Origin of the sequence: Streptomyces sp. f51 (assembly GCF_037940415.1) — a bacterium.
Lineage (GTDB): Bacteria > Actinomycetota > Actinomycetes > Streptomycetales > Streptomycetaceae > Streptomyces.
This window is the reverse complement of sequence record NZ_CP149798.1, coordinates 3,120,615-3,144,895: the sequence shown is the minus strand read 5'-3', so window position 1 is coordinate 3,144,895 and position 24,281 is coordinate 3,120,615. Positions and strand designations below refer to the sequence as shown.

Here is a 24,281-nt window from a genome sequence, read left to right as displayed (position 1 = left end):
GTGCGGCCCGCGGCGCGGGAAGGGCCTCGCGTCCCGCCGTGCCCGGCGACCTCGACCGTATGCTCGAAGGATGACGACCTCCGCTACGGGCGCGACTCCCGGATCCGGGCCGACGGCGAACTCCATGCGGCGAGCGCTGCGGCGCGCGCGGGACGGCGTGGCGCTCGACCCGACCGAGGCGGCGGTGCTGCTCCAGGCCCGCGGCACGGACCTGGACGACCTGGCCGCCTCCGCCGCGCGGGTGCGGGACGCGGGCCTGGAGGCGGCCGGCCGCCCCGGCGTCATCACGTACTCCAAGAGCGTCTTCGTGCCGCTGACCCGGCTGTGCCGGGACAAGTGCCACTACTGCACCTTCGTCACCGTCCCCGGCAAGCTGCGCCGGGCCGGCCACGGGATGTTCATGTCCCCGGACGAGGTCCTCGACATCGCCCGCAAGGGCGCCGAACTCGGCTGCAAGGAAGCCCTGATCACCCTCGGCGACAAGCCGGAGGACCGCTGGCCCGAGGCCCGCGAATGGCTGGACGCGCACGGCTACGACGACACGATCGCCTACGTACGGGCCATCTCCATCCGCATCCTGGAGGAGACGGGCCTGCTGCCGCACCTCAACCCGGGTGTGATGTCGTGGACCGACTTCCAGCGGCTCAAGCCCGTCGCCCCGTCCATGGGCATGATGCTGGAGACCACCGCGACCCGCCTGTGGTCCGAGCCCGGCGGCCCCCACTTCGGCTCCCCGGACAAGGAACCCGCCGTCCGGCTGCGGGTCCTGGAGGACGCCGGCCGCTCCTCCGTGCCCTTCACCAGCGGGCTGCTCATCGGCATCGGCGAGACCTACGAGGAGCGCGCCGACTCGCTGTTCGCGCTGCGCCGGATCTCCCGCGCCCACCACGGCGTCCAGGAACTGATCATCCAGAACTTCCGCGCCAAGCCGGACACCGCGATGCGCGGGATGCCGGACGCGGAGCTGGACGAGCTGATCGCCACCGTCGCCGTCGCCCGGCACCTCATGGGCCCGGCCGCCTGCCTCCAGGCGCCGCCGAACCTGGTCGCGGGCGAGTACGGACGGCTCATCGGCGCCGGGATCGACGACTGGGGCGGGGTCTCCCCGCTGACCATCGACCACGTCAACCCCGAACGCCCCTGGCCGCAGATCGAGCTGCTGCGCGAACGGTCGGCCGAGGCGGGCTTCGAGCTGCGTGAACGCCTCTGTGTCTACCCGGAGTTCGTGCGGCGCGGCGAGCCCTGGCTCGACCCGCGGCTGCTGCCGCACGTACGGGCGCTCGCGGACCCGGAGACCGGTCTCGCGCTGCCGGACGCGGTGGTCGAGGGCCGGCCGTGGCAGGAGCCCGAGGAGGCGTTCGCGTCCTCGGGGCGCACCGACCTGCACCGCACCGTCGACACCGAGGGCCGCACCGGCGACCGCCGCGAGGACTTCGACACCGTGTACGGCGACTGGGCGGAGCTGAAGGAGGCCGCGGCCCCGGGGATGGTGCCGTCCAGGATCGACACGGACGTACGGGCGGCGCTGGCGACCGCGGCGAACGACCCGACGAGACTGACCGACGACGAGGCCCTCGCGCTGCTGCACGCCGACGGCCCGGCGCTCGACGCCCTGTGCGGGATCGCCGACGACGTGCGCAGGGCGGCCGTCGGCGACGACGTCACGTACATCGTCACCCGCAACATCAACTTCACCAACGTCTGCTACACCGGCTGCCGTTTCTGCGCCTTCGCCCAGCGCCGCACGGACGCCGACGCCTACACGCTGTCCCTGGAGCAGGTCGCCGACCGGGCCGCCCAGGCCTGGGACGTCGGCGCGGTCGAGGTGTGCATGCAGGGCGGCATCCACCCGGACCTGCCCGGCACGGCCTACTTCGACATCGCGAGGGCGGTCAAGGAACGGGTCCCCGGCATGCACGTCCACGCCTTCTCCCCGATGGAGGTGGTGAACGGCGCGACCCGCACCGGCCTGTCGATCCGCGAGTGGCTGACCGCCGCCAAGGAGGCGGGACTCGACACCATCCCCGGCACGGCCGCCGAGATCCTCGACGACGAGGTGCGCTGGGTCCTGACGAAGGGCAAGCTGCCCGCGGCGACCTGGATCGAGGTCGTCACCACGGCCCACGAACTGGGCATCCGCTCCTCCTCCACGATGATGTACGGCCATGTCGACCAGCCCCGGCACTGGCTCGGCCACTTCCGCACGCTCTCCCGCATCCAGCAGCAGACCGGCGGCTTCACGGAGTTCGTGACCCTCCCCTTCATCCACACCAACGCCCCCGTCTACCTGGCCGGCATCGCCCGCCCCGGCCCGACCACCCGGGACAACCGCGCGGTGATGGCGATGGCCCGCCTGCTGCTCCACCCGCACATCCCCAACATCCAGACCAGCTGGGTCAAACTGGGCGCCGAGGGTGCCGCCGAGATGCTCCGCTCGGGCGCCAACGACCTGGGCGGCACGCTCATGGAGGAGACCATCTCCCGCATGGCGGGCTCCCGTTACGGCTCGTACATGTCGGTCAAGGACCTGATCGCCGTGGCCGAGTCGGCGGGCCGCCCGGCCCGCCCCCGCACCACCCTCTACGGCGAGGTCCCCCAGGAACGGCAACGCACGGCAGCCGCCTCGGACGGCCACCTCCCGGAACTGCTGCCGGTGCTCGACTGAGGGGACCGGCGGTTCCTGTTCGACTATTGTGCCGACCTGTCGGACGTACGTACGGACAGTGCCGCGGGAGGTCTCGGTGGGTGCGACAGCCGGTGCCGTCTGGGGGCGTGGGGAGCAGCAGGACTTCCGCAGCCGGGTCCGCGGGACGCTTCTGGGCGCGGCCGTCGGCGACGCGCTGGGAGCGCCGGTCGACGGGCTCTCCCTTGAGTCGATCCGGGAGGCGTACGGCGCCGAGGGCCTCGCGGGACTCGCCCCGGCGTACGGGCGGCGCGGTGCCCTCACCCACCTGACCCAGCTCTCCCTGTTCGGCGTCGACGGGCTCATCCGCGCCCAGGTGCGCCGTGATACGGGCGCCTGGCATCCGCCGTCCGACGTGCACCGCGCCTACCGCCGCTGGTCGGCCACCCAGAGCGACTGGGGTCCCGACGAGCGGCGCAAGGACGACGGCTGGCTGGCCCGCGAGGAGTGGCTCTACGCCCGCCGCGACCCGTCCAAGGCCTGTCTGCTCGGCCTCGCCGACGAGATCATGGGAACCCTGGACGCGCCCAAGAACCCCGGTGAGCCGGGGGCCGAGGCCGCCGCCCGCTCCGCGCCCTTCGGGCTGCTCGTCGGCTGGGAGCCGCAGCTCGTGATGCAGCTCGCGGTGGAGTGCGCCGCGCAGACGCACGGTCACCCCTCGGCGTACCTGACGGCGGGCGCGTACGCCGTGATCGTGCACGCGCTCGCCCGCGGCGAGAACCCCGACGCGGCGGTGCAGCGGGCTCTCGCGCTGCTGGCCGCCCGTCCCGGGCACCAGCCGGTGGCCGCCGCGCTCCAGCGCGCGCTGGGCGCCGTGCGTCAGGGCATGCCCTCGCCCGAGCGGGTCCAGGAGCTCGCCGTGAGCGGCATCGCCGAGGGGCCGCTCGCCGCCGCGGTCTACTGCGTGCTGGTCGGCGAGGACGTCCGGCACGGCCTGTGCCTCTCGGTGAACCACGGTGGGCCCTCCGCCGTCACCGGCGCCCTCACGGGCGGCCTGCTCGGCGCCCTGCACGGCGAGACGGCCCTCCCGCCGGCCTGGCTGGCCGAGCTGGAGGGCCGTCCCACGGTGCTGGTCCTCGCGGACGACTTCGCGATGGAGATGACCCAGGGGCCCGCGCTGCACGGACCCGCCGGATCGTCCCCGGGCTGGCTCGCCCGCTACCCCCGCGCCTGAGGGCCCGGAACTAGTCCTTCACCGGTGTGCCCAGCGCCCCGTCCGCCGCCTCCGCCGGTGCCTGGGCCGGGATCGCCGCGGCGGCCGAGCCGTCGTCGTCCGTGTTGATCAATTCGATGATCGCGTCCCGCTCGGGGGTGTCCTCGGGCCGCAGGAAGCCGATGAGGACGTACAGGACGAGGGAGATGACCATGGGGACGGAGACCTGGTACTCCAGCTTCACGTCCGTGCGCTGCGAGAAGTCCAGGTGGTAGTTGACGAGGAAGAAGGCCAGCAGCCCGCAGGCCCAGCTGGTCAGCGCCGCCGTCGGCCCTGACCTGCGGAACGGCCGCAGCAGGCCCAGGATGAACGGGATCGCGATCGGTCCCATGAGGCCCGCCACCCACTTGATGACGACGGTGATGATGTCCTTGAACGTGGGGGAGTTGACCTGGGTCGCCACCGCCATGGAGAAGCCGAGGAAGGCGACCGTGGTGACGCGGCCCGCGATGAGCCCCGCCCGGGTGTCCCAGGCGCGCGCGGCCCGGGAGAGCACCGGCATCACGTCACGGGTGAACACCGCCGAGATGGCGTTCGCGTCCGAGGAGCACATGGCCATCGTGTGCGAGAAGAAGCCGACGACGACCAGGCCCAACAGCCCGTGCGGCAGCAGCTGTTCGGTCATCAGGCCGTACGCGTCCGAGCCGTCCGGCTTCTGTGCCGTGACGAGGAGCGGCGAGAGCCACATCGGGATGAACAGGACGACCGGCCACACGAACCACAGCCCGGCGGACAGCAGCGCCGACCGTGTGGCCTCCTTCGCGCTTCCGGTGGCCATGTAGCGCTGCGCCTGGTTCCACATGCCGCCGTTGTACTCGAACAGCTTGATGAACAGGTACGCGATGAAGAACACCGTCAGGTACGGGCCCGCGAACCCGTCCGCGTGACCGTGCAGCTTCGGCGAGTCCAGCGCCTTGGACAGACCGCCCTGGTCGGAGATCTTGTTCAGCACGATGACCAGCATCGACACGCCGGCCAGCAACTGGATGACGAACTGGCCGAGTTCGGTGAGCGCGTCGGCCCACAGGCCGCCGATCGTGCAGTACACGGCCGTGATGCCGCCGGTGATGAGGATGCCCTGGGTGAGCGTGACGCCGGTGAAGACGCTGAGCAGGGTCGCGATGGCGGCCCACTTGGCGCCGACGTCCACGATCTTCAGCAGGATGCCGGACCACGCCAGCGCCTGCTGGGTCGGCACGTTGTAGCGGTCCTTGAGGTATTCCAGCGGTGAGGCGACGTGCAGCCGGGAGCGCAGCCGGTTGAGCCGGGGCGCGAAGGCCTTGGCGCCGATGGCGACGCCGATGGCGATGGGCAGGGCCCAGGTGACGTACGAGGTGATGCCGTAGGTGTACGCGATGCCGGCGTAGCCGGTGAACATCACCGCGCTGTAGCCGGACATGTGGTGCGAGATGCCGGACAGCCACCACGGCATCTTGCCGCCCGCGGTGAAGAAGTCGCCGACATCGTCCACACGCTTGTGGGACCAGACGCCGATCGCGGTCATCACGCCGAAGTACGCGACCAGGACGGCCCAGTCGAGACCGTTCATGTGCCCCCTCCAGGGGTCCGCCTTGTGAACCTGCTGATACCGGACGGCACTTCGCCAGTAGGCAGTCGGGCGGCCCCGTGCGGGAGCGGGGACTTGGGGATTGAACCGCCGGTCCGACCGGCCGGTCAAGACCTTGCGCGGTCACGGATATGAACACAGATCAGAAAGCAGAACGATTTTGCTTCTACTTTACCCATCGGCCGGTTGTCGTGCTCGTGACGCGGGCCACACCATGAGCGGGCACTTCGCCAGACCGCAGCAGTGAAGGGAATTCGACAGCCGTACGGGATGCGGGTCCCGTGCGCCTGGGAGAGGGGTCGCCGGCCGTACTGCCTACCGCATGATCTCGCCCGCGTTCACGAGCAGCGACTGCCCCGTGATCGCCCGCGCCCGGTCGGACGCCAGGAACGCGGCGGCGTCCGCGACGTCCCCGTCCGTGGCCAGTTCGGGCAGCGCCATCCGCTCGGTGAGCCGCTTCAGGACGTCCGCCTCGGGCACCTGCTCCGTGTACGCCGTGAACTGCACGTACGCCTCGACGGGCGGGCCCCACATCCAGCCGGGCAGCACGGTGTTGACCCGGATCCGGTGCGGGCCCAGCTCGCGGGCCAGGGAGTACATCGCGCTCGTCAGCGCGCCCTTGGAGGCCGCGTACGCCGCCTGGCGCACCTGGCTCGGCGCGGCGACCGACGACTGGGTGCCGATGACGACGACCGAACCGCCGCGCTCCTTCAGCGCGGGCAGGCAGGCGCGGGTCATCCGCAGCGTGCCGAGCAGGTTCACGTCGATGACCGACTGCCAGGTCGCGAAGTCGGCGTCCTCCAGACCGCCGAAGTAGCTGTCCCAGGCGGCGACATGGACCACCGCGTCGATCCGCCCGAAACGTTCGGCGGCGAGGGCCGCGAGTGCCTCGCACTGCCCCTCGTCGGTGATGTCCGTCGCCCGGAACGCGGTGCGCGCGCCGTCCGGGTCCAGTTCGGCCGCCGACTTGGCGAGGTTCGCCTCCGTGCGCGCCCCGAGCACCGCGTTGCCGCCGTCGCGCACCACGGCCGCCGCGACCTGATGGCCGAGCCCGGCCCCGACACCCGACACCACGACGGTCTTGCCGGTGAGCAGTGACATCCGGGGCCTCCCCAGCTCTGGCGCATTGCCTGACGGGGCGTCAGAGTATGGGCGTCCGGCGGAGGAAGGAAGTCCCGCGCGCGTCCCACCGAGGAAGGGGTTCGTCATGACGGAGGAGACCCGCAGCGAGACCTACGCGGAACTGGCAGCCCTCGGCCCGTACGGCGTCCACCCGGGCCACGCCCTGATCACCCTGGTCGAACCGCACCCGGGCCACGAGTACGCCTACAACCGCTGGTACGAGGACGACCACTACTACGCCGGCGCGATGGCCATGCCCTGGATGTACGCGGGGCGCCGCTGGGTGGCCACCCGTGACCTCCAGCTGCTGCGCTACCCCGAGAAGTCGGCCGTCGCCCAGCCGGTCACCGCGGGCTGCTACATCTCGACCTACTGGGTCACCGACGGCCGCTACGACGACCACATGAAGTGGACCGTCGGCATCAACAGGCGGCTGAACCGCGACGGCCGCGTCTACCAGGACCGTACGCACGTCTTCACGGCCTTCCAGGACCACGAGGCCACGGTCTACCGCGACGGCGCCGCCGGCCCCCGTGACTTCCACGCCCTCGACCACCCCTACGCGGGCCTCGTGGTCGAGGTCGTCGACGCCGAATCGGCCGAGCGGCGGGCGGAGTTGCTGGAGTGGCTGCGCTCCCGCCATCTGCCGGGGCGGCTGAAGGGCTCACCCGCGGCCCTCGTCACCGTCTTCCGGCCGACTCCGCTCCCCGGCGACCGGATGACCTATGTGAAGCAGGTGGAGGGCGTGGACACCCGGCTGACCCTCCTGTGGTTCCTCCAGGAGGACCCGCGCGACTGCTGGGAGGCGCATTTCACGGGCCTGGACGAGGCCGTGGCCGAATCGGGCCTGGGAAGGGTGGAGTTGGTCGCACCGTTCATCCCCACGATCCCGGGAACGGACACCTACGTGGACCGCCTGCGCTGAGGAGGGGAAGAGCGGTGCCCTCTCGGCCAGGACGGCGGGCCGGACGAGAGGGCTCTCGGTGGAGCGTGTGAGGTTGTTCCGGCCATACGGGTCAGACGAGGCGGGACGCTTCCCGGCTCACGTCGGAGACGAAGGCGTTCCAGGCGTCCGCGGGAAAGGCCAGGGTCGGGCCGGCGGGGACCTTGGAGTCCCGGACGGCCATCGCCGAGAGGACCGGGGACTTGACCTCGACGCAGGCGCCGTTGCCGGTGGAGTAGGAAGACTTCGTCCAGGTGTCGGTGGCGCCCTGCTGAATTGCCATGATCGCTCCAGAAAGCTGTCGTTCGTCGATGAGTTGCCGCCACGAAGCAGCCGGCGCGCTGTCACCGGACCGCGGATCCGTCAGGAGACCCGCAGTCCGGATTGCGCCAACGTCGTTGCTCGATGGCGTGATCGACGCTACTCGCCAACATCGGCTGACGAAGCGACTATTCACTCGACTGGATGGCATATTCCATGGGGGTCTTCCCCGTTGGGGCGGCGACAGTGTAGGGTCCGCCACTCATCGGCCGGGGGCGTCCCCGTGAGGCCGCCCCCGCGCCCGTCAGCGCGCGTAGTCCTTCGCGATGTCCGCGATGAACTGCCGTGACTGCTCCACGTTCAGGGCCTGGGCCCGCAGGTGCTCGTACATCACGCTGTACTTCTGGACGTCGTTCGCCTTCTCCAGATACAGGTCGCTGGTCACGCCCTCGATGTAGACCACGCTGGAGTCGGCCGCGTCGGGGAACTCCAGGATCGCGTACTGGCCGTTGAGGCCCGGGTGGGCGCCCATGTCGAAGGGGATCACCTGCACGGTGACGTGCGGCAGTTGGGACTGCTCGACGAGGTGCTCCAGCTGCTCGCGCATCAGCGAGCGGTTGCCGACCGCGCGGCGCAGGGCGGACTCGTCGAGGACGGTCCACAGACGCAGCGGGTTGTCGGGGGCGGAGATTCGTTCCTGCCGCTTCATCCGCACCTGGACGCGCTTGTCGATGTCGGCCGGCGCGGTCTCCGGCAGCGCGCCCGCGATCAGCGCCTCGGCGTACTGCCGGGTCTGGAGCAGGCCGGGGACGACCTGGGGGTCGTACACCCGCAGGCTCGCGGCATCCGTCTCCAGGCCGATGTAGACGCTGTACGGGATGTCGCCGAAGGAGTGCCACCAGCCCTGCTGGCGCGAGTCCTTGGCCATCTGCATCAGCGAGTCGACGATGCGGTGGTCCTCGACCTCGTAGACCCCGCACAGATCGCGGACGTCGCGCTGGCTGATACTGCGCCTGCCGTTCTCCAGCCGGCTGATCTTCGACTGCGAGACGAGAAGGCGCTCGGCGACCTCTTCGGCCGTCATGCCCTTGAGTTCGCGGAGCCGCCGAAGCTCCTGGCCCAGCCGGCGCCGCCGGACGGTGGGATTGACACTTGACGCCACGGGACGTGCACCTCCGGCTAAGGGCCTGTACTTTGCGTATCTGCTGTTGAGCAGATTGCCACCAAGGTGCTTTCTACCGCTGGGAAACGGCGTATATGCGCCGGGTGGGCGCAAGTTCGCGGAATCGGCGTGTATACGCGGTCATGGGACACCGTTCCCGGCCTCGCGAACTCCCGTGAAGGACCCGGGAGATCACCGCATGGGCCCAGGTGGGGCGCGGACGGGGACGATCTCCCCTCGGGGCCCGGCCGGCCCGCGGACGCGTGCCCCGCCTCGGATGCGGTCGCGCGGGGCGCCGGGACCGTGTCGTCGTCCGGACGTACGGTCCCAGCCACCCCGCGCGAACCTGCGGCTCCCGAACCGGATCATGGGGACTGCGGTGCGGCGCTGGTTTCTCATGGCGGTGCTGGTGTCTCACGGCGGTGCTGGTGGTGCGTGTCCGGCGGCGCGGGCGGTGCGCATGCCCTCCGCCGCGGATGCCGCCGGTGGTGCCTGACGCGGGCCGTCACGGGCCCGCGGCTCAGTGCGCCACGGCGCGCGCCATCGAACCATGGCGCGGTTGCGCCGGAACACCGCGAGCGGGCTCCGGTGCGGACCTGACTCCGGCGGTGGCCGGACGGCCCACCGGTGCAGGGTTGCGGCGCGGCTGTGCGGCCACACCGCTCTGGACGTCCATCACGGCGTGCGCCACGAGGCCGCCCATGGGGTCGTGCCTGATCAGGTCCCGCAGCCGGGAGCGGGACGATCGTCCCTCGTTCCCCGGATACAGGTGCTTGCCGAGACCGACCGCATGGGCCAGCGCGGCGAGCGCCGCGGTCCGCGGGTCCGGCGGTACGCCGGTGCGGATCGCGTTGTCCAGCCGGGTTCGGATCTCCCGGCTGATATCCGTGTCCGTCGCCTGGTAGCGAGTCGTCGGAAGCACCCCGCACATCTGGCCGGCCACGGCATGGACCATGCCGCACCTCTCCAGATGCGAGAGGTAGGTCTGACGGAGCCCCAGGCGGGGTCCGCCGATCCAGTTGACCGCGCGTACAGGTGCTCCGCGGCGGCGAAGGAGTTCCAACGCACAGTCCAGTGTTGGATCTCCGGTCGGCCGTGGCACCACCACGGCGATACGATCCCCGTCTGGGGCTATCCGTCCGGCCAGCGCCAGCTCCACTAGCTGCGCTCCGGCCAGACCGAGGTCGAGCGACTGCGGCTGCGCGGTGGTACCCGTGGCCGGGTCCAACGCCAGCAGCAGAAGCTCCTCCGGAATTGTTCTGCGGCTCTTGCCCATCCATGCCTCCCCGCGTGGATGAATGACAGGGTGACCCCTCTCACATTGGTCTGTCGAGAGCGCGTGACCGGAATATGAGGGAACCGGCAGGTATGTCGTTCTCGTCTACCGCATCGGTCGAGCCCTCGCACAGGACACTGGTACATGGTTCGGGCAGCGGTGTCCGGGCGGCGGTTCAAGGGTTTGACGGTTCGTTTTCGGCGCGCGGAGGGCGTGCGCCGCATGGAGGAGGCATCGGTGGCGGGCGAGTCCCCCGACAGGTCGAAGCAGCACGAGTCGTCGGCGTCGTCGGCAGAAGCGACGCCGGAGGCCCCGGCGTCGGTTCCCGGTCCGGCGCGGTCGGGCGCGCCGGCGTCGACGTCGACCCGGAGCTCGGCTCCGGCCGATCCCCGGATGGCGATGGCCCGTGAGCGGGCCGCCACGGTACGGGTGGATCAGGCGACGGCGGTGTTCTCGACGAAGGCGCTGAAGGGCGAGGCGGCCCGTACGGCGGACGCCCCCCTCGCGGCGGAGCCGGAGCGTGCCTCCGAGCCCGCCGAGGGCGACGGCGCGTCCGGGGGCAAGAACGCCGAGGGCGACACCCGGCTGCGCGCGGCCGTGGCGGCCTGGGTCGCCGGAACGGACGAACCCGCTCCGTCGGATTCGGATTCGGATTCGGATTCGGGCTCGGGCTCGGCCTCGGGCGAGAGCGAGACCGACGGTGACGCCGAAGGCGAGGCCGGCTCCGACACGGGGTCCGGCTCCGACGCGGGCTCCGAGGCCGGCGACGGCGCCGCCGACGAGACCGAGACCGACGCCGGTGACGGTGACGGTGACGGTGGCGGTGACGGTGACGCGGACCGGTCCGACGCCGTCACGGACGGTGCGGAGCCCGACGACGCCGTCACCGAGCCCGCCGACGCGACAGGCGCCTCCGGGGCCTCCGCGACGGCCGAGGACGCCCCTGAGGCGTCCGACACGGCCCGCGTGGCGTCCGGCACGGACGGGACGGCCGCCGAATCCGCCGCCGGTCCCGGCTCCGACCGCGACATCGATATCGACACCGACGCGACCGCCGGCACCGACGAGGACGACGAGAACCCCGAAGAGGACTCCGAAGGCGACTCCGAGCCGGGCCGGAAGCCGGAAGCCGCCTCCGCCGCGACACCCGCGGACGACGAGGAGGACGAGGAGGACCGGCCCGCGTCCGCGTCCACGTCAGCGTCCGGTGACGAGCCGGAGGACGCCGCACCCGAGGACAGGCCCGAAGCCGCCCCCAAGGGCCGGACGGAGGGCACAGGGGACTCTTCCGCGGACTCCGCCGACGAGCCCTCGGACACCCCGGCGGACGAGCCCTCGGACGCGAAGCCCGCGGAGCCCTCCGACGCGGTGACCGACGAGACCCTGGACACGGACGCCGACGAGACCCCGGACACGGACGCCGACGAGACCCCGGACACGGAGGCCGACGAGGACTCCGCCCCCGGGCGTCCCGTCGACCAGCCCACCGCCGTCTTCAAGACCCCGCGGCGCCCGGCCGTTGACCAGCCCACCACCATGCTCAAGCTGGGCGGCGCCACCCGGAAGCCGGCCGACGCGAAGCCCGCGACCGGCCCGACGGACGCGCCCGCGGACAAGGCCACCGACAAGTCGGCCGCCGACTCCTCCGGCGATGGCAAGGGCACGGAGGAGCCCGGCGCCAAGCCGGCCGGCACCCCCGTGCGCACCAGCAAGTTCGTCCCCCTCAACCGCCTCGACGACTTCCCCCCGGCGCGCTCGAAGCCCACGACCGAGCCCGCCGCGAAGCCCGAGCCCGCCCCCGCCGAGCCGAAGGGCACCGCGGCCGCGGCGCCCGAGCGCACCGCGGCCCCCAAGCCCGCCCCCAAGCCCGTCGACAGGCCCGCGGCGGCCACCGCGGCCTTCCCGCGGGTCGGCCCGGAGCGCACCACCCAGCTGCCGCTTCCGCCGAAGCCCCCGCTGGACCTGCTCGCCGAGCTGACGAACACTCCGCCGCCGCCGCAGACCCCGGTCCGCACCCTGGTGCGCCGGGTCAAGATCTGGACGCCGCTGCTCCTGCTGCTCGTGGTGATCTTTGCAGTCGCGCAGGCCTTCCGCCCGCTGCCGGCCCCGGCTCTCGCGCTGAGCGCCGACAGCACGTACACCTTCGGCGGCGGCACCCTCGACCTGCCCTGGCCCGGTCAGGGCCAGTCCGCCATAGAGGTGGACGGGGTGGGCAGCCTCGGGACCGACGGCAAGCAGACCCCTTCTCCCACGGCGAGCGTCGCCAAGATCATGACGGCGTACGTGATCCTTCAGGAGCACCCGCTCAAGGGGAACGAGGACGGCGAGAAGATCACCGTCGACCAGCAGGCCGAGGACGAGTCCAAGCTGCCGGACGAGTCGACGGCGGCGATGTCGAAGGGCCAGCAGTTCACCGAGCGCCAGATGCTCCAGATGCTGATGATCCCCTCGGGCAACAACGTGGCGCGGCTGCTGGCCCGCTGGGACTCCGACAGCAAGACGTTCGTCACCAAGATGAACGCCGCGGCCAAGGACCTCGGCATGACGAACACCACGTACACCGACCCGAGCGGTCTCCAGAAGACGACGGTCAGCACGGCCACGGACCAGATCAAGCTGGCCAAGGAGGTCATGAAGAACGACGTCTTCCGCAGCATCGTCGGGATGGCCAGCGCGAAGATCCCCGGTCTGGCCAACCCGATCTACAACAACAACGACCTGCTGGTCCAGCAGGTCGGTGTGATCGGTCTGAAGACCGGTTCGTCGACGCCCGCGGGCGGCAACCTGGTGTGGGCCGCGACCAAGGTCGTGGACGGCAAGACGCAGACGATCTACGGCGCGGTGATGAACCAGAACGCCGGTACCGGCAAGGTCTGGGACAGCCTCCACCTGGCCCTGGTCAACAGCCAGAAGCTGATCGACAAGGTGCAGAAGAGCCTGGTCACCGCCACGGTCGTGAAGAAGGGCCAGGTCGTCGGCTATGTGGACGACCAGCTCGGCGGCCGGACCCCGGTCGTCGCCACCAAGAACATGACGGCGATCGGCTGGCCGGGCCTGAAGACCCGGCTGAGCATCGGCGAGGGCAAGTCGGCCGTGCCGCACACCGGCAAGGCGGGGACGGTCGTCGGCGAGCTGCGGGTCGGCGACGGGTCCAGCGAGGCCGTGCGGATCCCCGTCGCGCTCCGGTCGGACCTCGCCGAGCCCGGCTTCGGCGCGAAGCTGACCCGCGTCGGCTAGGCCGCCCCGCGCACCGGTGACGTAGGCGCGCACGCACCGCCGACGTACGTCCGGCGGAGTCACCCGCACCACACTCCGCCGGACGGCGCCCCACACGGGGGCCGTCCGGCGGAGTGCGTGCTAGCGTCGCGACAATCGGGGCTGCTCGCGAGCCGCGGGTCCCGGCCCAGAACGGACCAACGGGACAGCGGGAGAACCTTGCAGTGGCGACAGCGGAGCCGACACACGCCGACGACGCGGATGCGGGCCAGGGAACGGGCCCGCGAATACCGCTGCACGCGGGCACCCGTGAGGCGGTCCGTGACCTAGGAACGGACGGCGACCCCGCCGGACAGCGCGCCGCGACCGGGCCCGCCGGGCAGCGGGGCGTCACCGGGCCGGACGAGCCCACCGGGCAGACCCTGTCGGACCAGCCGACCGCGCCGGCCGAACCCACCGGGCCGACCTCCTCGGCCGAACCCACCGAGCCGACCTCCTCGGCCGAGCCGGACGAACCGGCCGGGCCGACCTCCTCGGACGGACCGGCCCGTTCGGCCGGCTCCAGGCCCTTCGACCTCTTCCGCCGGTACCCCGTCCTCGCCTTCACCGCCTTCGCCGGTGTGCTCCACATCGTGTGGTTCTTCACGTTCGCGAACAGCGGGGGCGACCTGGCGGCGCAGGACGCCTGGGCGGAGTTCGTCGGCCGGCACCCGGACTCGGCGTACAACCTCGCCTGGTACGGCGGTATGCACCCGGTCTCCTACAGCGTGGTGTCGCCGTATCTGATGTCGGTGCTGGGCGTCCGGACGACCATGATGATCGCCGGGACGATCTCGGCCGGTCTGCTGACGCTCATCCTCGTCCGCAGCCGAGCCGTCAGGAACCCGGTCGCCACCTCGCTCGCGGGTGTCTTCGCGCTGCTCTGCAACGCCATCTCGGGCCGGGTGACGTACGGACTCGGCACGGCGTTCGCGCTCGGCGCGGTCGCCGTGGTCTTCTGCTGGCCCCACCGCTGGCGCTACAAACGCTGGGCGAAGGCCCTGTGCGCGGCGCCGCTGGCCGCGCTCGCGACGGCCGCCTCACCGGTCGCCGGACTGTTCGTGGGTCTGCTGGCCGCGGCCATGTTCCTCCAGAAGCGCCGCCCGGGTGCCTACGCCCTCGGCATCGCCCCCACGGTCGTGGTCGCGCTCTCGGCCCTGCTGTTCCCCTTCTCGGGCACCCAGCCGATGACGTTCTTCTCGGTCCTCCTGCCCTTCGGGTCCGCCGCCGCGGTGTACTTCCTGGTCCCCAAGGAGTGGACGACCGTCAGGATCACGGCGGCGGTGTACGGCCTCTCCGTGCTCCTCGTCTGGCTGATCAGCTCCCAGATCGGCTCGAACATCACCCGCCTGGCGATGCTGTTCGCGGGCGTCGCCCTGATCGCCGCGCTGCCCTTCGCCGTGCCGAAGTCGCGCAAGTGGTACGGCATCGTCCTGTCCTTCGCCGTGTTCACCGGATGGATCGGCGTCAAGACGGTCGACGACATCGTGCACACGACCCCGGCGGCCTCCTGGGCGCGCGAACTCGCCCCGCTCGTCCACCAGCTCCAGCTGGCGGACGCCGAGAAGGGCCGCGTCGAGGTGGTCCCCGCCCGCTCGCACCGCGAGGCGTCCGCCCTAGCCCCCTACGTGAACCTCGCCCGGGGCTGGAACCGCCAGGCCGACATGGAGCGCAACCCGCTCTTCTACGACGACACGCTCAACTCCGCCAACTACCACGAGTGGCTCCAGCGCTGGGCCATCCGCTATGTCGTACTGCCCAAGGGCGAGCCGGACGGCGACGGCGGCCAGCGCGAACGCGAGCTCGTCCAGCGGGGCATGCCCTATCTCCGGCAGATCTGGGGCGACGCGAACTGGCAGCTGTTCACCGTCACCGACCCCACTCCGCTCGCCGAGCCGCACGCCGTCGTCGACCTGGCCGAGCAGGGCGAGATGACGATCGAGGTGAAGGAGGCGGGCCGCATCCTCATCCGCATCCCGTACTCGCCGTGGCTGAGCGTCGTCGACGAGAAGGGCAAGAGCCTCAAGGCGCCCCAGGAGACGAAGGCGTCCAAGCGGCGCGCGGACGGCTCCCCGAAGACGTACGACAACCTCAACGGCTGTCTGATGCCCACGGAGGAGACCGCGGCGGGCGACACCTGGACGGAGCTGCTCGCCCCGAAGCCGGGCACCTACCGGCTCGCGGCCCCCTACCAGCTCCCCCGGGGAACCCCCTGCCCGGAGGAGCTCCGCTGAGCACCCGGTCCCCGGCGTCCTAGAACCGCTCGAACGGCGTGCAGTACGGCAGGCCGGAGTCCTCCGGCCTGCCGTCGCGGAAGAAGCGGACCAGCAGATCGCAGAAGTCCCGGGGCCGCTGGAGATGCGCCAGATGGCCGCACTCCGCGATCGTGGTGAACCAGGCGCCCGGCAGGTCCGCCGCCACCGAGCGGACCATGTCGGGCGTGGTGAGCGTGTCGTGCTCGCCGGTGAACGCGAGGTACGGGACGGCGGGAACGGGCGCCCGCCGGTACCACTCGTGGGCCAGCAGCCGCCGGTTCCGCTCGATGGTCACCATGACGTCGTGCGGGGTCTGGGCCGCGAACTGCTGGTACATCAGCCGGGTCAGGGCCGCGTGCTTGCGTACGGTGCGGTCGCCGGGCGGCGGCACGAAGCACCGTACGAACTCCTCGGCGGTCTCCCGCACGCGTCCCTGCTCCAGGAGCCCGATCCATCCCACGAGCGCCTCGGAGAACCAGCGCGGGATGTGGTCCGACATGCCCTGGACGGCGATCCTGCGCAGCAGGTGCGGATACCGCTGGGCGAGCCGGAGCCCGACCGCGCCGCCGTAGCACCCCGCGTACAGGTTCACCGGGCCGAGCCCCAGCTCGCGCAGCAGGTGGCCCGCGCACTCGGCCAGGAAGCCGATCCCGTGCTCGGCGGGCAGGAAGTCCGCGTCCCCGAACCCGGGCAGGTCCACCGTGACGATCGTCCCGAGTTCACCGAGCCACCGCTCGTGCCGCGTCCAGGAGTACCGCGTCTGGTCGGACCCGCCGAGCACCAGCAGCGGCTCCGTGACGGGGGAGCCGTACCGGGCGACCCGGGCGGTGTACCCGTAGCCCTCCCACGAGAGCCGGTACTCCGCCACTTCCGTGGATGCCCCGCCTCCCGTCACGGGGGCGAGAGCATGGACCGAGGAAGCGACAGAAGGCACAGCGAACTCCCGAGAGGGACGAGACCACCGAAACTCCCAACTCGTACACGGCTCCCGGGTGCGGTGCCCGCAATGTCACACGAAGGTGGGCGCTGCACCACACGAAGGTGGGCGCGGCGCGGCAGCCGGGCCACGCCACGCCCTCGCCTCACGCCACCGGGGCCACGCCACGCCCCCCGCCTCGTCCCACCCGGCACATGGCGCAGGGCGGCCGGGGCGCGCCCGTCACCTCACCGGGAACGCCACGTCGCACACCGGGTCCCCGGGGCCCGCCGCGTCCCAGTCGGCGAAGTAGATCTCCCGGCAGGGCCCGTCGACGGACAGCCCCCGCTCGCCGGCCCAGGCCTCGACCGCCTCGAACGCGGCGAGGATCTGCGGGTGGGCGACCTGCGCCTTGGTGATGCGGACGAACGCGATGCTCCGGGCCGGCTCGACGCGCACCGCGGCTCCGGTGGCCCGGCCCTGCCGCTCCGCCCAGGCCCGTGCAGCGGCCTCGTCGGCCACCGGCACGCACGACTCCGCCGGGCCGTCGCTCTCCGTGCTGACCTCGGCGTGGTACACGACGAACGGCGGCCCGGTGACGCCCCCGGCCTCGCCCGCGCCCTGCTCCAGCCGTCCCAGTGAGCCGGGGATCCACACCGGCAGCTCGGGTGCCAGGACGTGGCGCTTCTCGGTCAGCACGACCTGCTCGGGCACCTCGGCCCTCTCGACGACGAACTTCTCGTACATCTCGGAACTCCTCCCGGAAAGACGTCCACGGAGGTAACCGGCGAGTGCCCGCTGCGAGGCGAACCTGGCCTCGGCACCGTCCCAGTACGCGGCGAGCAGCGAGGCCGCTCGCGGACCGGGCGCCTCCACCACGTCCGCGATCCGCGCCAGCGGCATGTCCAGCTGGCGCAGCAGCGCGACGAGCCGGGCCCGTTCGGTCTGCTCGGCGCGGTAGTAGCGGTAGCCGCTGACCTCGTCGACGTGCGCCGGGGTCAGCAGACCCAGCCGGTCGTAGAGCCGCAGCGCCTTCGCCGAGAGCCGCGCCCGCGAGGCGAACGCGCCGATGGTGAGCAGGTCCTTGTCCACCCTGTCATCCTCCGTCACCGGGCGCCTTCCGCCCGGTGACAGGGACGCTCCCCCTTGTCCCTGGGGCAAGGTCAACGCCAGGAGGCGAGGTGTCAGCCGATGGCCTTCTCGACCGCGGAGACGAGCTCCGCCGCCTCGGGCTCGGTCTGCGGCGAGAAGCGGCCGACGACCGTGCCGTCGCGCCCGATCAGGAACTTCTCGAAGTTCCAGCGGATGTCGCCGGAGTGGCCCTCGGCGTCGGCGGTGCCCGTCAGACGCTCGTACAGGCCGTGCCGCGCCTCACCGTTCACCTCGACCTTCTCGGTCATCGGGAAGGTCACGCCGTAGGTCGCGGAGCAGAACTCGGCGATCTCCTCGGAGCTGCCGGGCTCCTGGCCGAGGAACTGGTTGCAGGGCACGCCGAGGACGGTGAAGCCCTGGTCGGCGTACCGCGCGTGCAGTCGCTCCAGACCCGCGTACTGCGGGGTCAGCCCGCACTTGGAGGCCACGTTCACGATGAGGACGGCCTGGCCCGCGTACTGGGACAGGTCGGCGGACCCCCCCTGGAGGGCGCCGATCTCGATGTCGAGGACAGAGGAACCGGTGTTGTCAGTAGTCATAAACGGATGCTAACTCCGGTAGGTGGCGCCCCCGCCGGTGCCGTGGGTCCGCCGGTCGCGCTGCGCTGTGACAAGCACCTCACCCGCGGCCGTCCGCGCGTACAGCACCGAGCGTCCGGCCCGCCGCCGCTCCACGAGCCGCGCGTCGAGCAGCACCCGCAGATGGCGGCCGACCGATCCGAGACCCTGCCCGGTCACGGCGACCAGCTGGCTGGTGGACAGGGGCGAGTCGAGGCGGACCAGGACGCCGGCGCGGGCCGTCCCGAGCAGCGCCCCGAGACTCTCCGGCACGACCGCGCCCCCCGCGTCGGCCAGCGCCCCGGAGCACGGGTAGACCACCGCGTACCGGCTGGGCTCCTCCCAGGACACCCATCCGGCCTGCGGCGTGACGGGCACGAAGACGAGCTGGGCGCCGGAGATCTCGCGGGGCGGGTACTCGTGCAGGTTGACCTGGAGCCGGTTGCCGCCGAGCCAGCGCGTCCCGGGCCGCAGCCCCTCCAGCGCCGCCGCCCAGCCGCCCTGGCCCAGCCGCGCGGTCCTGGCCGTCACGTCGGCCTCCAGGATCCGCCGCCGGCGTTCCCAGTCGGGCCGTACGGACTCCTCCCAGACGGCCGTGAACAGCGCGGCGGCGCGCTCGGGCAGATCGTCGCGGTCCGCGAGCGCGGCGGGCAGCGGGCCGCCGACCGCGCGCACGAGATGGCCGCGGGCCTCCCCGGGCGGGACCCGCCGCACCCGGGCGACCTCGGTCTCGAAGGTCCCGTCGCCGTGCGGGGCCGGGGTGAGGAAGTCGGCGATCCACTCGCGTCCGAGTCCGCAGCGCACGAGCAGCGCGGTGACCGGGTCGGCGGCGAGCCGTGCGCGGTACGCCGGGAGGCGGGCGTCCAGCCAGGCGCGTTCACCGGGGTGTGCGGGGGTGCCGACGTGCAGCAGCCTCAGCGCGGCGAACGTCTCGGCGAGCGGTGACAGGACGAAACGGCTTCCGGCCAGGGTGTCGGCGTTCACCTGCCACCAGCCCATGCCCGCCCCCTGACTCTGTCCTGCGCCGGGTTCGCCGTCCCCGGCTCCCGCCCTTGGTTCCCTGCCCCCGGGCTGCCGCTTCCGGCCCGTTCTCCCCGGACGTTTCGCCTCTGTGCGAAACACTATCGGCAGCTACGACCCCACAGACTCCGCGGATGCGCAGCTACTCGGAGCTCTTCCGCACGCGGGAGTTCACCCCGCTCTTCCTGTCGTCCTGCTTCCGGACCACCGCCTCGACGGTGAGCGGTCTGGCCCTCGGCACCCTCGTGTACCGGGCGACCGGATCGCCCCTGCTCACCGCGCTGAGCATGTTCGGCCCCTCGCTCGTCCAGGTGATCGGCGCGGCCACCCTGCTCTCCGCCGCCGACCGGCTGCCCCCGCGCGCCACGGTGGCGGGCATCGCGTTCCTCTTCGGGCTCGGTACGGCGGCCATGGCGATCCCCGGGCTCCCGGTCGCGGCGGTCTTCGCGCTTCTCCTGCTCCTCGGGCTCGTCCAGTCCTTCGGCGGCGGGGTCCTGTGGGGCCTGCTGACCGAGATCCTGGCCAAGGAGGGCTATCTGCTGGGGCGTTCGGTGTTCAACATGATGAGCGGGATCGCCCAGATCGCCGGGTACGCGACCGGGGGCGTCCTCGTGGCCCTGCTGTCCCCGCGCGCCACCCTCCTGCTGGCGGCCGGGCTGTATCTGGCGGCCGCCCTGACCGCCGGGCTCGGCCTCACCCCCCGTGCGCCCCGGGCCGTGGGCCGCCCGTCCGTGGCCCGGACCTGGCGAGCCAACGCCCGCCTCTTCTCCTCGCCGGAGCGCCGCACGCTCTATCTCCTGCTCTGGGTGCCGAACGGGCTGGTCGTGGGCTGCGAATCGCTGTACGTGGCGTACGCGCCGAGCCGGGCCGGCGTCCTGTTCGCCTTCGCGGCCCTCGGCATGTTCGCCGGGGACGTGACGACCGGACGCCTGCTGCCGCCCCGGATCCGTGCCCGCCTGGGCATCCCGTTCCTGCTGCTGCTCGCCACGCCGTACCTCTTCTTCTTCCTGCGCCCGGGCGTGGCCGTGGCGGCCGCCCTCGCCGCGCTCGCCTCGGCCGGCTTCGGGGCGAGCCTGATCCAGCAGGAGCGTCTGGTGGCCCTGATCCCCGACGAACTCAGCGGCCACGCGCTCGGACTCCACACGGCGGGCATGGTCACCATGCAGGGGGTGAGCGCGGCGCTGGCGGGCGGGATCGCCCAACTCGTGGCGCCCGCGACGGCGATGACGGTGATGGCCGCCGCCTCGATCGCCGTGACGCTGGCCCTGGCCCCCGCCCTGTTCCGCCGGCGCGCCGCGTCCCCGGTCGGCCAACGCACGGAGCCGTCCGCACCACGGGGGCGGCAATCCGAGGTGAACTCTCCCTGAACCGGCGAAAGTTGTACGACAGGGGTCACAACTCCCCGTCCTCCGAGGGGGTCGAACGGGATGACCGGGCGCACCAGCCCGGCGCGCACGTCCGACCCGTACGTCCGGCGCGCACGGTTCGGGAACGGCGGAAACGCCGGACCCGCCGGGGCCGCCGAGCCGCACGAACCCACCGAGGGGGAACCATGTCCAGTCGTCGAACCACCGCCCTTCCCAGAGTGCTGGCGCTCGTCGCCGCCACGGCCGCCGTGTCCGCGGCGGTCGTGGCCCCGACGGCGGCCGCCGCGACCGCGGGCAGCGCCACCGCGCACTCCACGGGCCAGAAGCTCTACTACACGGCCGCCGCGGGCCAGACGAACCACCTGAAGATCTCCTGGGCCCTGGGCGCGACCGACCCCGACTCCCAACTCGCCGACTACATCTACACGTTCGACGACACGGTGCGGATCTCCCTCGGCGCGGGCTGTGTCCGCCCCGCCTCGGGCGACACCACGCAGGCGGTCTGCACGGTCACCGAGCCGAACACCTCCGCCTCCGACCTCGACACCCTCATCGTCAACCTCGGCGACGGCAACGACACCGCGACGGTCGACCCCGACAACGCCGGCTACTCCCGCATCTACGGCGGGAGGGGCAACGACACCCTCACCGGCCACGGCCGTGACGTCCTCTACGGCCAGGACGGCAACGACCACCTGTCCGGCGGCGGAGGCGTCTACGGCGAGGGCGCGTTCGGCGGCGCCGGCGACGACACCCTCACCTCCTGCGGCTACACCTGCCACGGCGGTTCCGGCAACGACGTCCTGAGCGGCGGCGTGAGCGAGGCCGACGGCAGCTATGTCGACCAGGACAACAGCCTCTACGGCGACGACGGGAACGACACGATCCACGGCAACGCGGGCGCCGACCTGATCCAGGGCGGCCGGGGTGACGACCGCCTCTACGGCGACGCGGGCAACGACAGGATCTACGGCAACAGCGGCAACGACCTCCTCCACGGAGGCTCCGGTTCCGACACCCTCTCGGGCGGCCCGGGAACGGACCGCGTGTACCAGTCCTGAGCGCGCCCCGCACCCGGTCGCGGGGCCCCGCGGGGCCCCCTTCCGGGACCGCGCGCGCCGGCAGAGCGTACGGGGCCTGTCGCGGGCGCCGGTGTGCCTCCGCACGCTCTGTCCGGTGCGGCCCGGCCGGTGGAACGATCCCGATGCCCGGTACCGGCGGGGGCACGCCTTCGGCCGCCGTGGAGATGTGAGCGGCGGCGCGGGCGTGTCTGCTGGTGCGGGAGCGGCGTCACCACTACGAGCAACAGGGAGCCGGACATGGCAATCGTGATGTCGATGCACTGGGCGGAAGCAACGCCGGAGCAGTACGACACGGTGCGGGACGCGGTCCAGTGGGAGGAGATCCCGGCGGCCGGCGGACAGATGCACGTGGCCTGGTTCGACGCGCAGGGCCTGCACGTCACCGACGTCTGGGAGTCCCAGCAGGCGTTCGAGGCCTTCTTCGGCGAGCGCCTCGCCCCCGCGATCCAGAAGGCCGGCCTCCCCGGCGAACCGGACGTGTCCTTCAACCCGCTCCACCGCCGCTACGTCGCCCCGGACGTCAGCGGCGCCGCCTAGGTCGTGTCTGCGCGGTCCCGGCCGCCCGGCGACGCGCGAACACGGTGACGCCGGGCGGGCATCTGGTTCACCATGGGGTGTGCGATTCGATTCTGTTCCCATGCCGGCCGCCGTCGAGGTCAGACCCCGTGACGGTCGCGGGTATCCCGTGCCCGCCATCACCCCGTGGGAGGGCGACGACCCCCAGTTCGCGCTCACGGACTACGGGCGCAGCGCCGAGTGCGCGCGACGGCGGCTGTGCTCGGTGTGCAACACCCTGATGCCCAGGGGTCCGGTGTGGCGGGTGGTCGGCGCCGCGGAGAGCGCGGCGATCGGTGACGCGCTCGCCGCCGGGCGGCCGTACCGCAACATGGCGGCGACCCTGGAGGCCCCGGGGCACCGCGCGTGCATGCTCTACGCCTCGATGGTCTGCCCGTACCTGGCGCGGCCCAACGCGCGCAGGGGGCTGACGGCGGAGACCCCGGACGACATGACCGCGCATGTCGTCCGGGGTGCCGTCCGTGGGGAGATGGGTGCCGTGGTCGGCTACGGCGACTACGAGTTCGCGGTCACCAAGACGCAGGTCCTGTTCCGCTTCCTCGACGTGGTCGAGTACCTGCCGCACGACACGGCCGACCAGCACCTGCCGGAGCTCAGGGCCGAACTGGCCCGCTCCGGCGGCGGACCGGCCGGCGGTCAGCCGCGGTAGGCGGGCAGACCCGTGTGCGAGGAGGCCTTGACGGGTGCTCCGAAACCGTGGGCGGTCTTCGTGATGGTGTAGACGCCGTTCGGGGCGCGGAAGGCGATCGTCCTGCCGTTCGGCGACCAGGCGGGCTCGGTGTAGTCGGTGGTGGCGTGGGGGGTGACGTCCTTGACGACCGGGGCGGCGCCGCCGAAGTCCTCGACGAAGAGGTGGTCGTGCCCGTGCACGGAGCGGACGAAGACGACTTCCTCGTCGTCGGCGGAGAGCGCGGGCTCGGACCCCTTGGCCAGTGCGTGGCCCTGCTGCCGCAGGTAGTCGTCGCGGATGTAGACCTCGCCGTCGTGGGTGTTCGCGTAGACGGCGGTGCCGTAGCCGCCGGCGTTCGGCCAGGTGTTGTCCGACTGGGGGAGGCCGCTCTCGCCCGGCTCGTTGTTGAGGCTGATCCTGGCCGGCCTTCCGTGGTTGCTGGTGGCCTTGACGCTCTCCAGCACGGTCCTGCCGTTGATCTTCGCCGAGAAGATGAGGTTGTTCTTCGCGGGGATCTGGTTCTGGTGGTCGGCGGCGCTCACCTGCCAGGTCGGGTGGGACCAGGTCTGGCCGCCCGCGTTGGCGGCGACGGTGACGCGGTGGCTGCCGTCGGGGTCGGAGACGACGAGGTTGCCGTGCCCGTCGACGAACGCGGCCTTGCTGCCGGCCGGGTTCCAGGCCAGGTCACGGACGACGGTGCCGAAGTCGATCGACCTGCCGTTCACCACGACGTGGCGCGTGCCGTCGCTGATGGTCAGTCCCCTGGGCACGGTGAGGGTGTGGGTGGACGCGGCCGCGGCGACCATCGCGGCACCGGCCTTGGCACCGCCCCCGGAGGACGGAGCGGCCATCGCGTTGGCGGCGGCGCCGCAGAGGGCGAGCAGCGCGGCGGCTCCCGCGGTGACGGCGGCTGCGGTGCTCCGACGGTTACGAGCGGACATCGAGGTTCCCCCAGAGATGTGTACGGCGCTGCGGAGAGAGTCACGCGGGAACCGTCCGCCGGGACCGGAGCCGGTCCGCTCGGCATGCCGCTCCTCGCGATGGGGAAAGTCTTCCCGCGAAGAGCGACGGATCGGTGCGTTCGCCGTCACAGCTGCGTAATAGCGGGCCGGACGACGCTCCCGGCCCGCCGTTCCCACCCCTGGCCCGCTGCCCGGGGACGGCACCGGGGTCCTTTGCCCGGGATGGCACCGGGCCCTTTGCT

Annotated in this window: 19 protein-coding genes; 9 read left to right on the top strand and 10 right to left on the bottom strand. The window is 72.1% G+C overall.

Annotated elements, in window-relative coordinates:
• Window positions 1–70: 70 nt before the first annotated feature.
• Complete coding sequence (locus WJM95_RS13720) at window positions 71–2,665, top strand: bifunctional FO biosynthesis protein CofGH (protein WP_339129947.1); 2,595 nt, start codon at window positions 71–73, stop codon at window positions 2,663–2,665.
• Window positions 2,666–2,741: 76 nt separating this feature from the next.
• Window positions 2,742–3,857, top strand: a complete 1,116-nt coding sequence (locus WJM95_RS13715; protein WP_339129945.1) for an ADP-ribosylglycohydrolase family protein — start codon at window positions 2,742–2,744, stop codon at window positions 3,855–3,857.
• 10 nt (window positions 3,858–3,867) lie between these two features.
• Here WJM95_RS13715 and WJM95_RS13710 read toward each other — a convergent pair whose 3' ends face one another.
• Both WJM95_RS13710 and WJM95_RS13705 read right to left on the bottom strand, forming a co-directional pair.
• Window positions 3,868–5,445 carry a sodium:solute symporter family protein gene (locus WJM95_RS13710; RefSeq protein ID WP_339129944.1) on the bottom strand — a complete coding sequence of 526 codons (1,578 nt, stop codon included), beginning with the start codon at window positions 5,443–5,445 and terminating at the stop codon, window positions 3,868–3,870.
• A 333-nt stretch (window positions 5,446–5,778) separates the two neighbouring features.
• The gene (locus tag WJM95_RS13705) at window positions 5,779–6,564 is read right to left on the bottom strand and encodes an SDR family oxidoreductase (RefSeq protein WP_339129943.1); all 786 of its coding nucleotides are present in this window, start codon (window positions 6,562–6,564) and stop codon (window positions 5,779–5,781) included.
• 106 nt (window positions 6,565–6,670) lie between these two features.
• On the opposite strand from WJM95_RS13705, the gene WJM95_RS13700 reads away from it, so the two are divergent.
• On the top strand, window positions 6,671–7,510 hold the full coding sequence (locus tag WJM95_RS13700; protein ID WP_339129941.1) for a hypothetical protein: 840 nt from the start codon (window positions 6,671–6,673) through the stop codon (window positions 7,508–7,510).
• 91 nt (window positions 7,511–7,601) lie between these two features.
• On the opposite strand, the gene WJM95_RS13695 is transcribed toward WJM95_RS13700, so the two are convergent.
• The 3 genes from WJM95_RS13695 to WJM95_RS13685 all read right to left on the bottom strand — a co-directional run bounded on the left by WJM95_RS13695 (window position 7,602) and on the right by WJM95_RS13685 (window position 10,227).
• A complete protein-coding gene (locus WJM95_RS13695) occupies window positions 7,602–7,811 on the bottom strand; it encodes a DUF397 domain-containing protein (protein ID WP_339129939.1) in 210 nt (69 codons plus the stop codon).
• Window positions 7,812–8,093: 282 nt separating this feature from the next.
• Window positions 8,094–8,951 carry a helix-turn-helix transcriptional regulator gene (locus tag WJM95_RS13690; protein ID WP_339129937.1) on the bottom strand — a complete coding sequence of 286 codons (858 nt, stop codon included), beginning with the start codon at window positions 8,949–8,951 and terminating at the stop codon, window positions 8,094–8,096.
• 520 nt (window positions 8,952–9,471) lie between these two features.
• Window positions 9,472–10,227, bottom strand: a complete 756-nt coding sequence (locus tag WJM95_RS13685; RefSeq protein ID WP_339129936.1) for a GPP34 family phosphoprotein — start codon at window positions 10,225–10,227, stop codon at window positions 9,472–9,474.
• Window positions 10,228–10,620: 393 nt separating this feature from the next.
• Between WJM95_RS13685 and WJM95_RS13680 the strand changes: the two genes are divergently transcribed.
• On the top strand, window positions 10,621–13,464 hold the full coding sequence (locus tag WJM95_RS13680; RefSeq protein WP_339129935.1) for a D-alanyl-D-alanine carboxypeptidase: 2,844 nt from the start codon (window positions 10,621–10,623) through the stop codon (window positions 13,462–13,464).
• A 203-nt stretch (window positions 13,465–13,667) separates the two neighbouring features.
• On the top strand, window positions 13,668–15,716 hold the full coding sequence (locus WJM95_RS13675) for an MFS transporter (protein ID WP_339129934.1): 2,049 nt from the start codon (window positions 13,668–13,670) through the stop codon (window positions 15,714–15,716).
• 19 nt (window positions 15,717–15,735) lie between these two features.
• On the opposite strand, the gene WJM95_RS13670 is transcribed toward WJM95_RS13675, so the two are convergent.
• From WJM95_RS13670 to WJM95_RS13655, 4 genes are all read right to left on the bottom strand, one after another.
• Window positions 15,736–16,671 (bottom strand): alpha/beta fold hydrolase, encoded by a 936-nt coding sequence (locus WJM95_RS13670; protein ID WP_339129932.1) that lies wholly within the window; start codon window positions 16,669–16,671, stop codon window positions 15,736–15,738.
• 225 nt (window positions 16,672–16,896) lie between these two features.
• A complete protein-coding gene (locus tag WJM95_RS13665) occupies window positions 16,897–17,763 on the bottom strand; it encodes a MerR family transcriptional regulator (RefSeq protein ID WP_339129931.1) in 867 nt (288 codons plus the stop codon).
• A gap of 74 nt (window positions 17,764–17,837) precedes the next feature.
• Window positions 17,838–18,344 carry a glutathione peroxidase gene (locus WJM95_RS13660; protein WP_339129930.1) on the bottom strand — a complete coding sequence of 169 codons (507 nt, stop codon included), beginning with the start codon at window positions 18,342–18,344 and terminating at the stop codon, window positions 17,838–17,840.
• 9 nt (window positions 18,345–18,353) lie between these two features.
• A complete protein-coding gene (locus WJM95_RS13655) occupies window positions 18,354–19,361 on the bottom strand; it encodes a winged helix-turn-helix domain-containing protein (protein ID WP_339129929.1) in 1,008 nt (335 codons plus the stop codon).
• Between the two features lie 155 nt (window positions 19,362–19,516).
• Between WJM95_RS13655 and WJM95_RS13650 the strand changes: the two genes are divergently transcribed.
• The 4 genes from WJM95_RS13650 (at window position 19,517) to WJM95_RS13635 (ending at window position 23,056) form a co-directional block, all read left to right on the top strand.
• Window positions 19,517–20,749, top strand: a complete 1,233-nt coding sequence (locus tag WJM95_RS13650; RefSeq protein ID WP_339129927.1) for an MFS transporter — start codon at window positions 19,517–19,519, stop codon at window positions 20,747–20,749.
• Window positions 20,750–20,934: 185 nt separating this feature from the next.
• Window positions 20,935–21,810 (top strand): calcium-binding protein, encoded by an 876-nt coding sequence (locus tag WJM95_RS13645; RefSeq protein ID WP_339129926.1) that lies wholly within the window; start codon window positions 20,935–20,937, stop codon window positions 21,808–21,810.
• Window positions 21,811–22,068: 258 nt separating this feature from the next.
• Entirely contained in the window at window positions 22,069–22,368 is a 300-nt protein-coding gene (locus WJM95_RS13640) for a hypothetical protein (protein ID WP_339129925.1), read from the top strand.
• A gap of 100 nt (window positions 22,369–22,468) precedes the next feature.
• Window positions 22,469–23,056, top strand: coding sequence for a hypothetical protein (locus WJM95_RS13635; protein WP_339129923.1), 588 nt, complete (start codon window positions 22,469–22,471; stop codon window positions 23,054–23,056).
• Here WJM95_RS13635 and WJM95_RS13630 read toward each other — a convergent pair.
• Window positions 23,044–24,018, bottom strand: a complete 975-nt coding sequence (locus WJM95_RS13630; protein WP_339129922.1) for a hypothetical protein — start codon at window positions 24,016–24,018, stop codon at window positions 23,044–23,046. The two genes, WJM95_RS13635 and WJM95_RS13630, sit on opposite strands and share 13 nt — an antisense overlap.
• Window positions 24,019–24,281: the final 263 nt, after the last annotated feature.

Coding starts and splice junctions, on each gene's coding strand:
- WJM95_RS13720 (WP_339129947.1), top strand. CDS start 71: ATGACGACCTCCGCTACGGGCGCGACTCCCGGATCCGGGCCGACGGCG.
- WJM95_RS13710 (WP_339129944.1), bottom strand. CDS start 5,445: ATGAACGGTCTCGACTGGGCCGTCCTGGTCGCGTACTTCGGCGTGATG.
- WJM95_RS13705 (WP_339129943.1), bottom strand. CDS start 6,564: ATGTCACTGCTCACCGGCAAGACCGTCGTGGTGTCGGGTGTCGGGGCC.
- WJM95_RS13700 (WP_339129941.1), top strand. CDS start 6,671: ATGACGGAGGAGACCCGCAGCGAGACCTACGCGGAACTGGCAGCCCTC.
- WJM95_RS13695 (WP_339129939.1), bottom strand. CDS start 7,811: ATGGCAATTCAGCAGGGCGCCACCGACACCTGGACGAAGTCTTCCTAC.
- WJM95_RS13685 (WP_339129936.1), bottom strand. CDS start 10,227: ATGGGCAAGAGCCGCAGAACAATTCCGGAGGAGCTTCTGCTGCTGGCG.
- WJM95_RS13680 (WP_339129935.1), top strand. CDS start 10,621: ATGGCGATGGCCCGTGAGCGGGCCGCCACGGTACGGGTGGATCAGGCG.
- WJM95_RS13660 (WP_339129930.1), bottom strand. CDS start 18,344: ATGACTACTGACAACACCGGTTCCTCTGTCCTCGACATCGAGATCGGC.
- WJM95_RS13655 (WP_339129929.1), bottom strand. CDS start 19,361: ATGGGCTGGTGGCAGGTGAACGCCGACACCCTGGCCGGAAGCCGTTTC.
- WJM95_RS13650 (WP_339129927.1), top strand. CDS start 19,517: ATGCGCAGCTACTCGGAGCTCTTCCGCACGCGGGAGTTCACCCCGCTC.
- WJM95_RS13645 (WP_339129926.1), top strand. CDS start 20,935: ATGTCCAGTCGTCGAACCACCGCCCTTCCCAGAGTGCTGGCGCTCGTC.
- WJM95_RS13640 (WP_339129925.1), top strand. CDS start 22,069: ATGGCAATCGTGATGTCGATGCACTGGGCGGAAGCAACGCCGGAGCAG.
- WJM95_RS13635 (WP_339129923.1), top strand. CDS start 22,469: ATGCCGGCCGCCGTCGAGGTCAGACCCCGTGACGGTCGCGGGTATCCC.
- WJM95_RS13630 (WP_339129922.1), bottom strand. CDS start 24,018: ATGTCCGCTCGTAACCGTCGGAGCACCGCAGCCGCCGTCACCGCGGGA.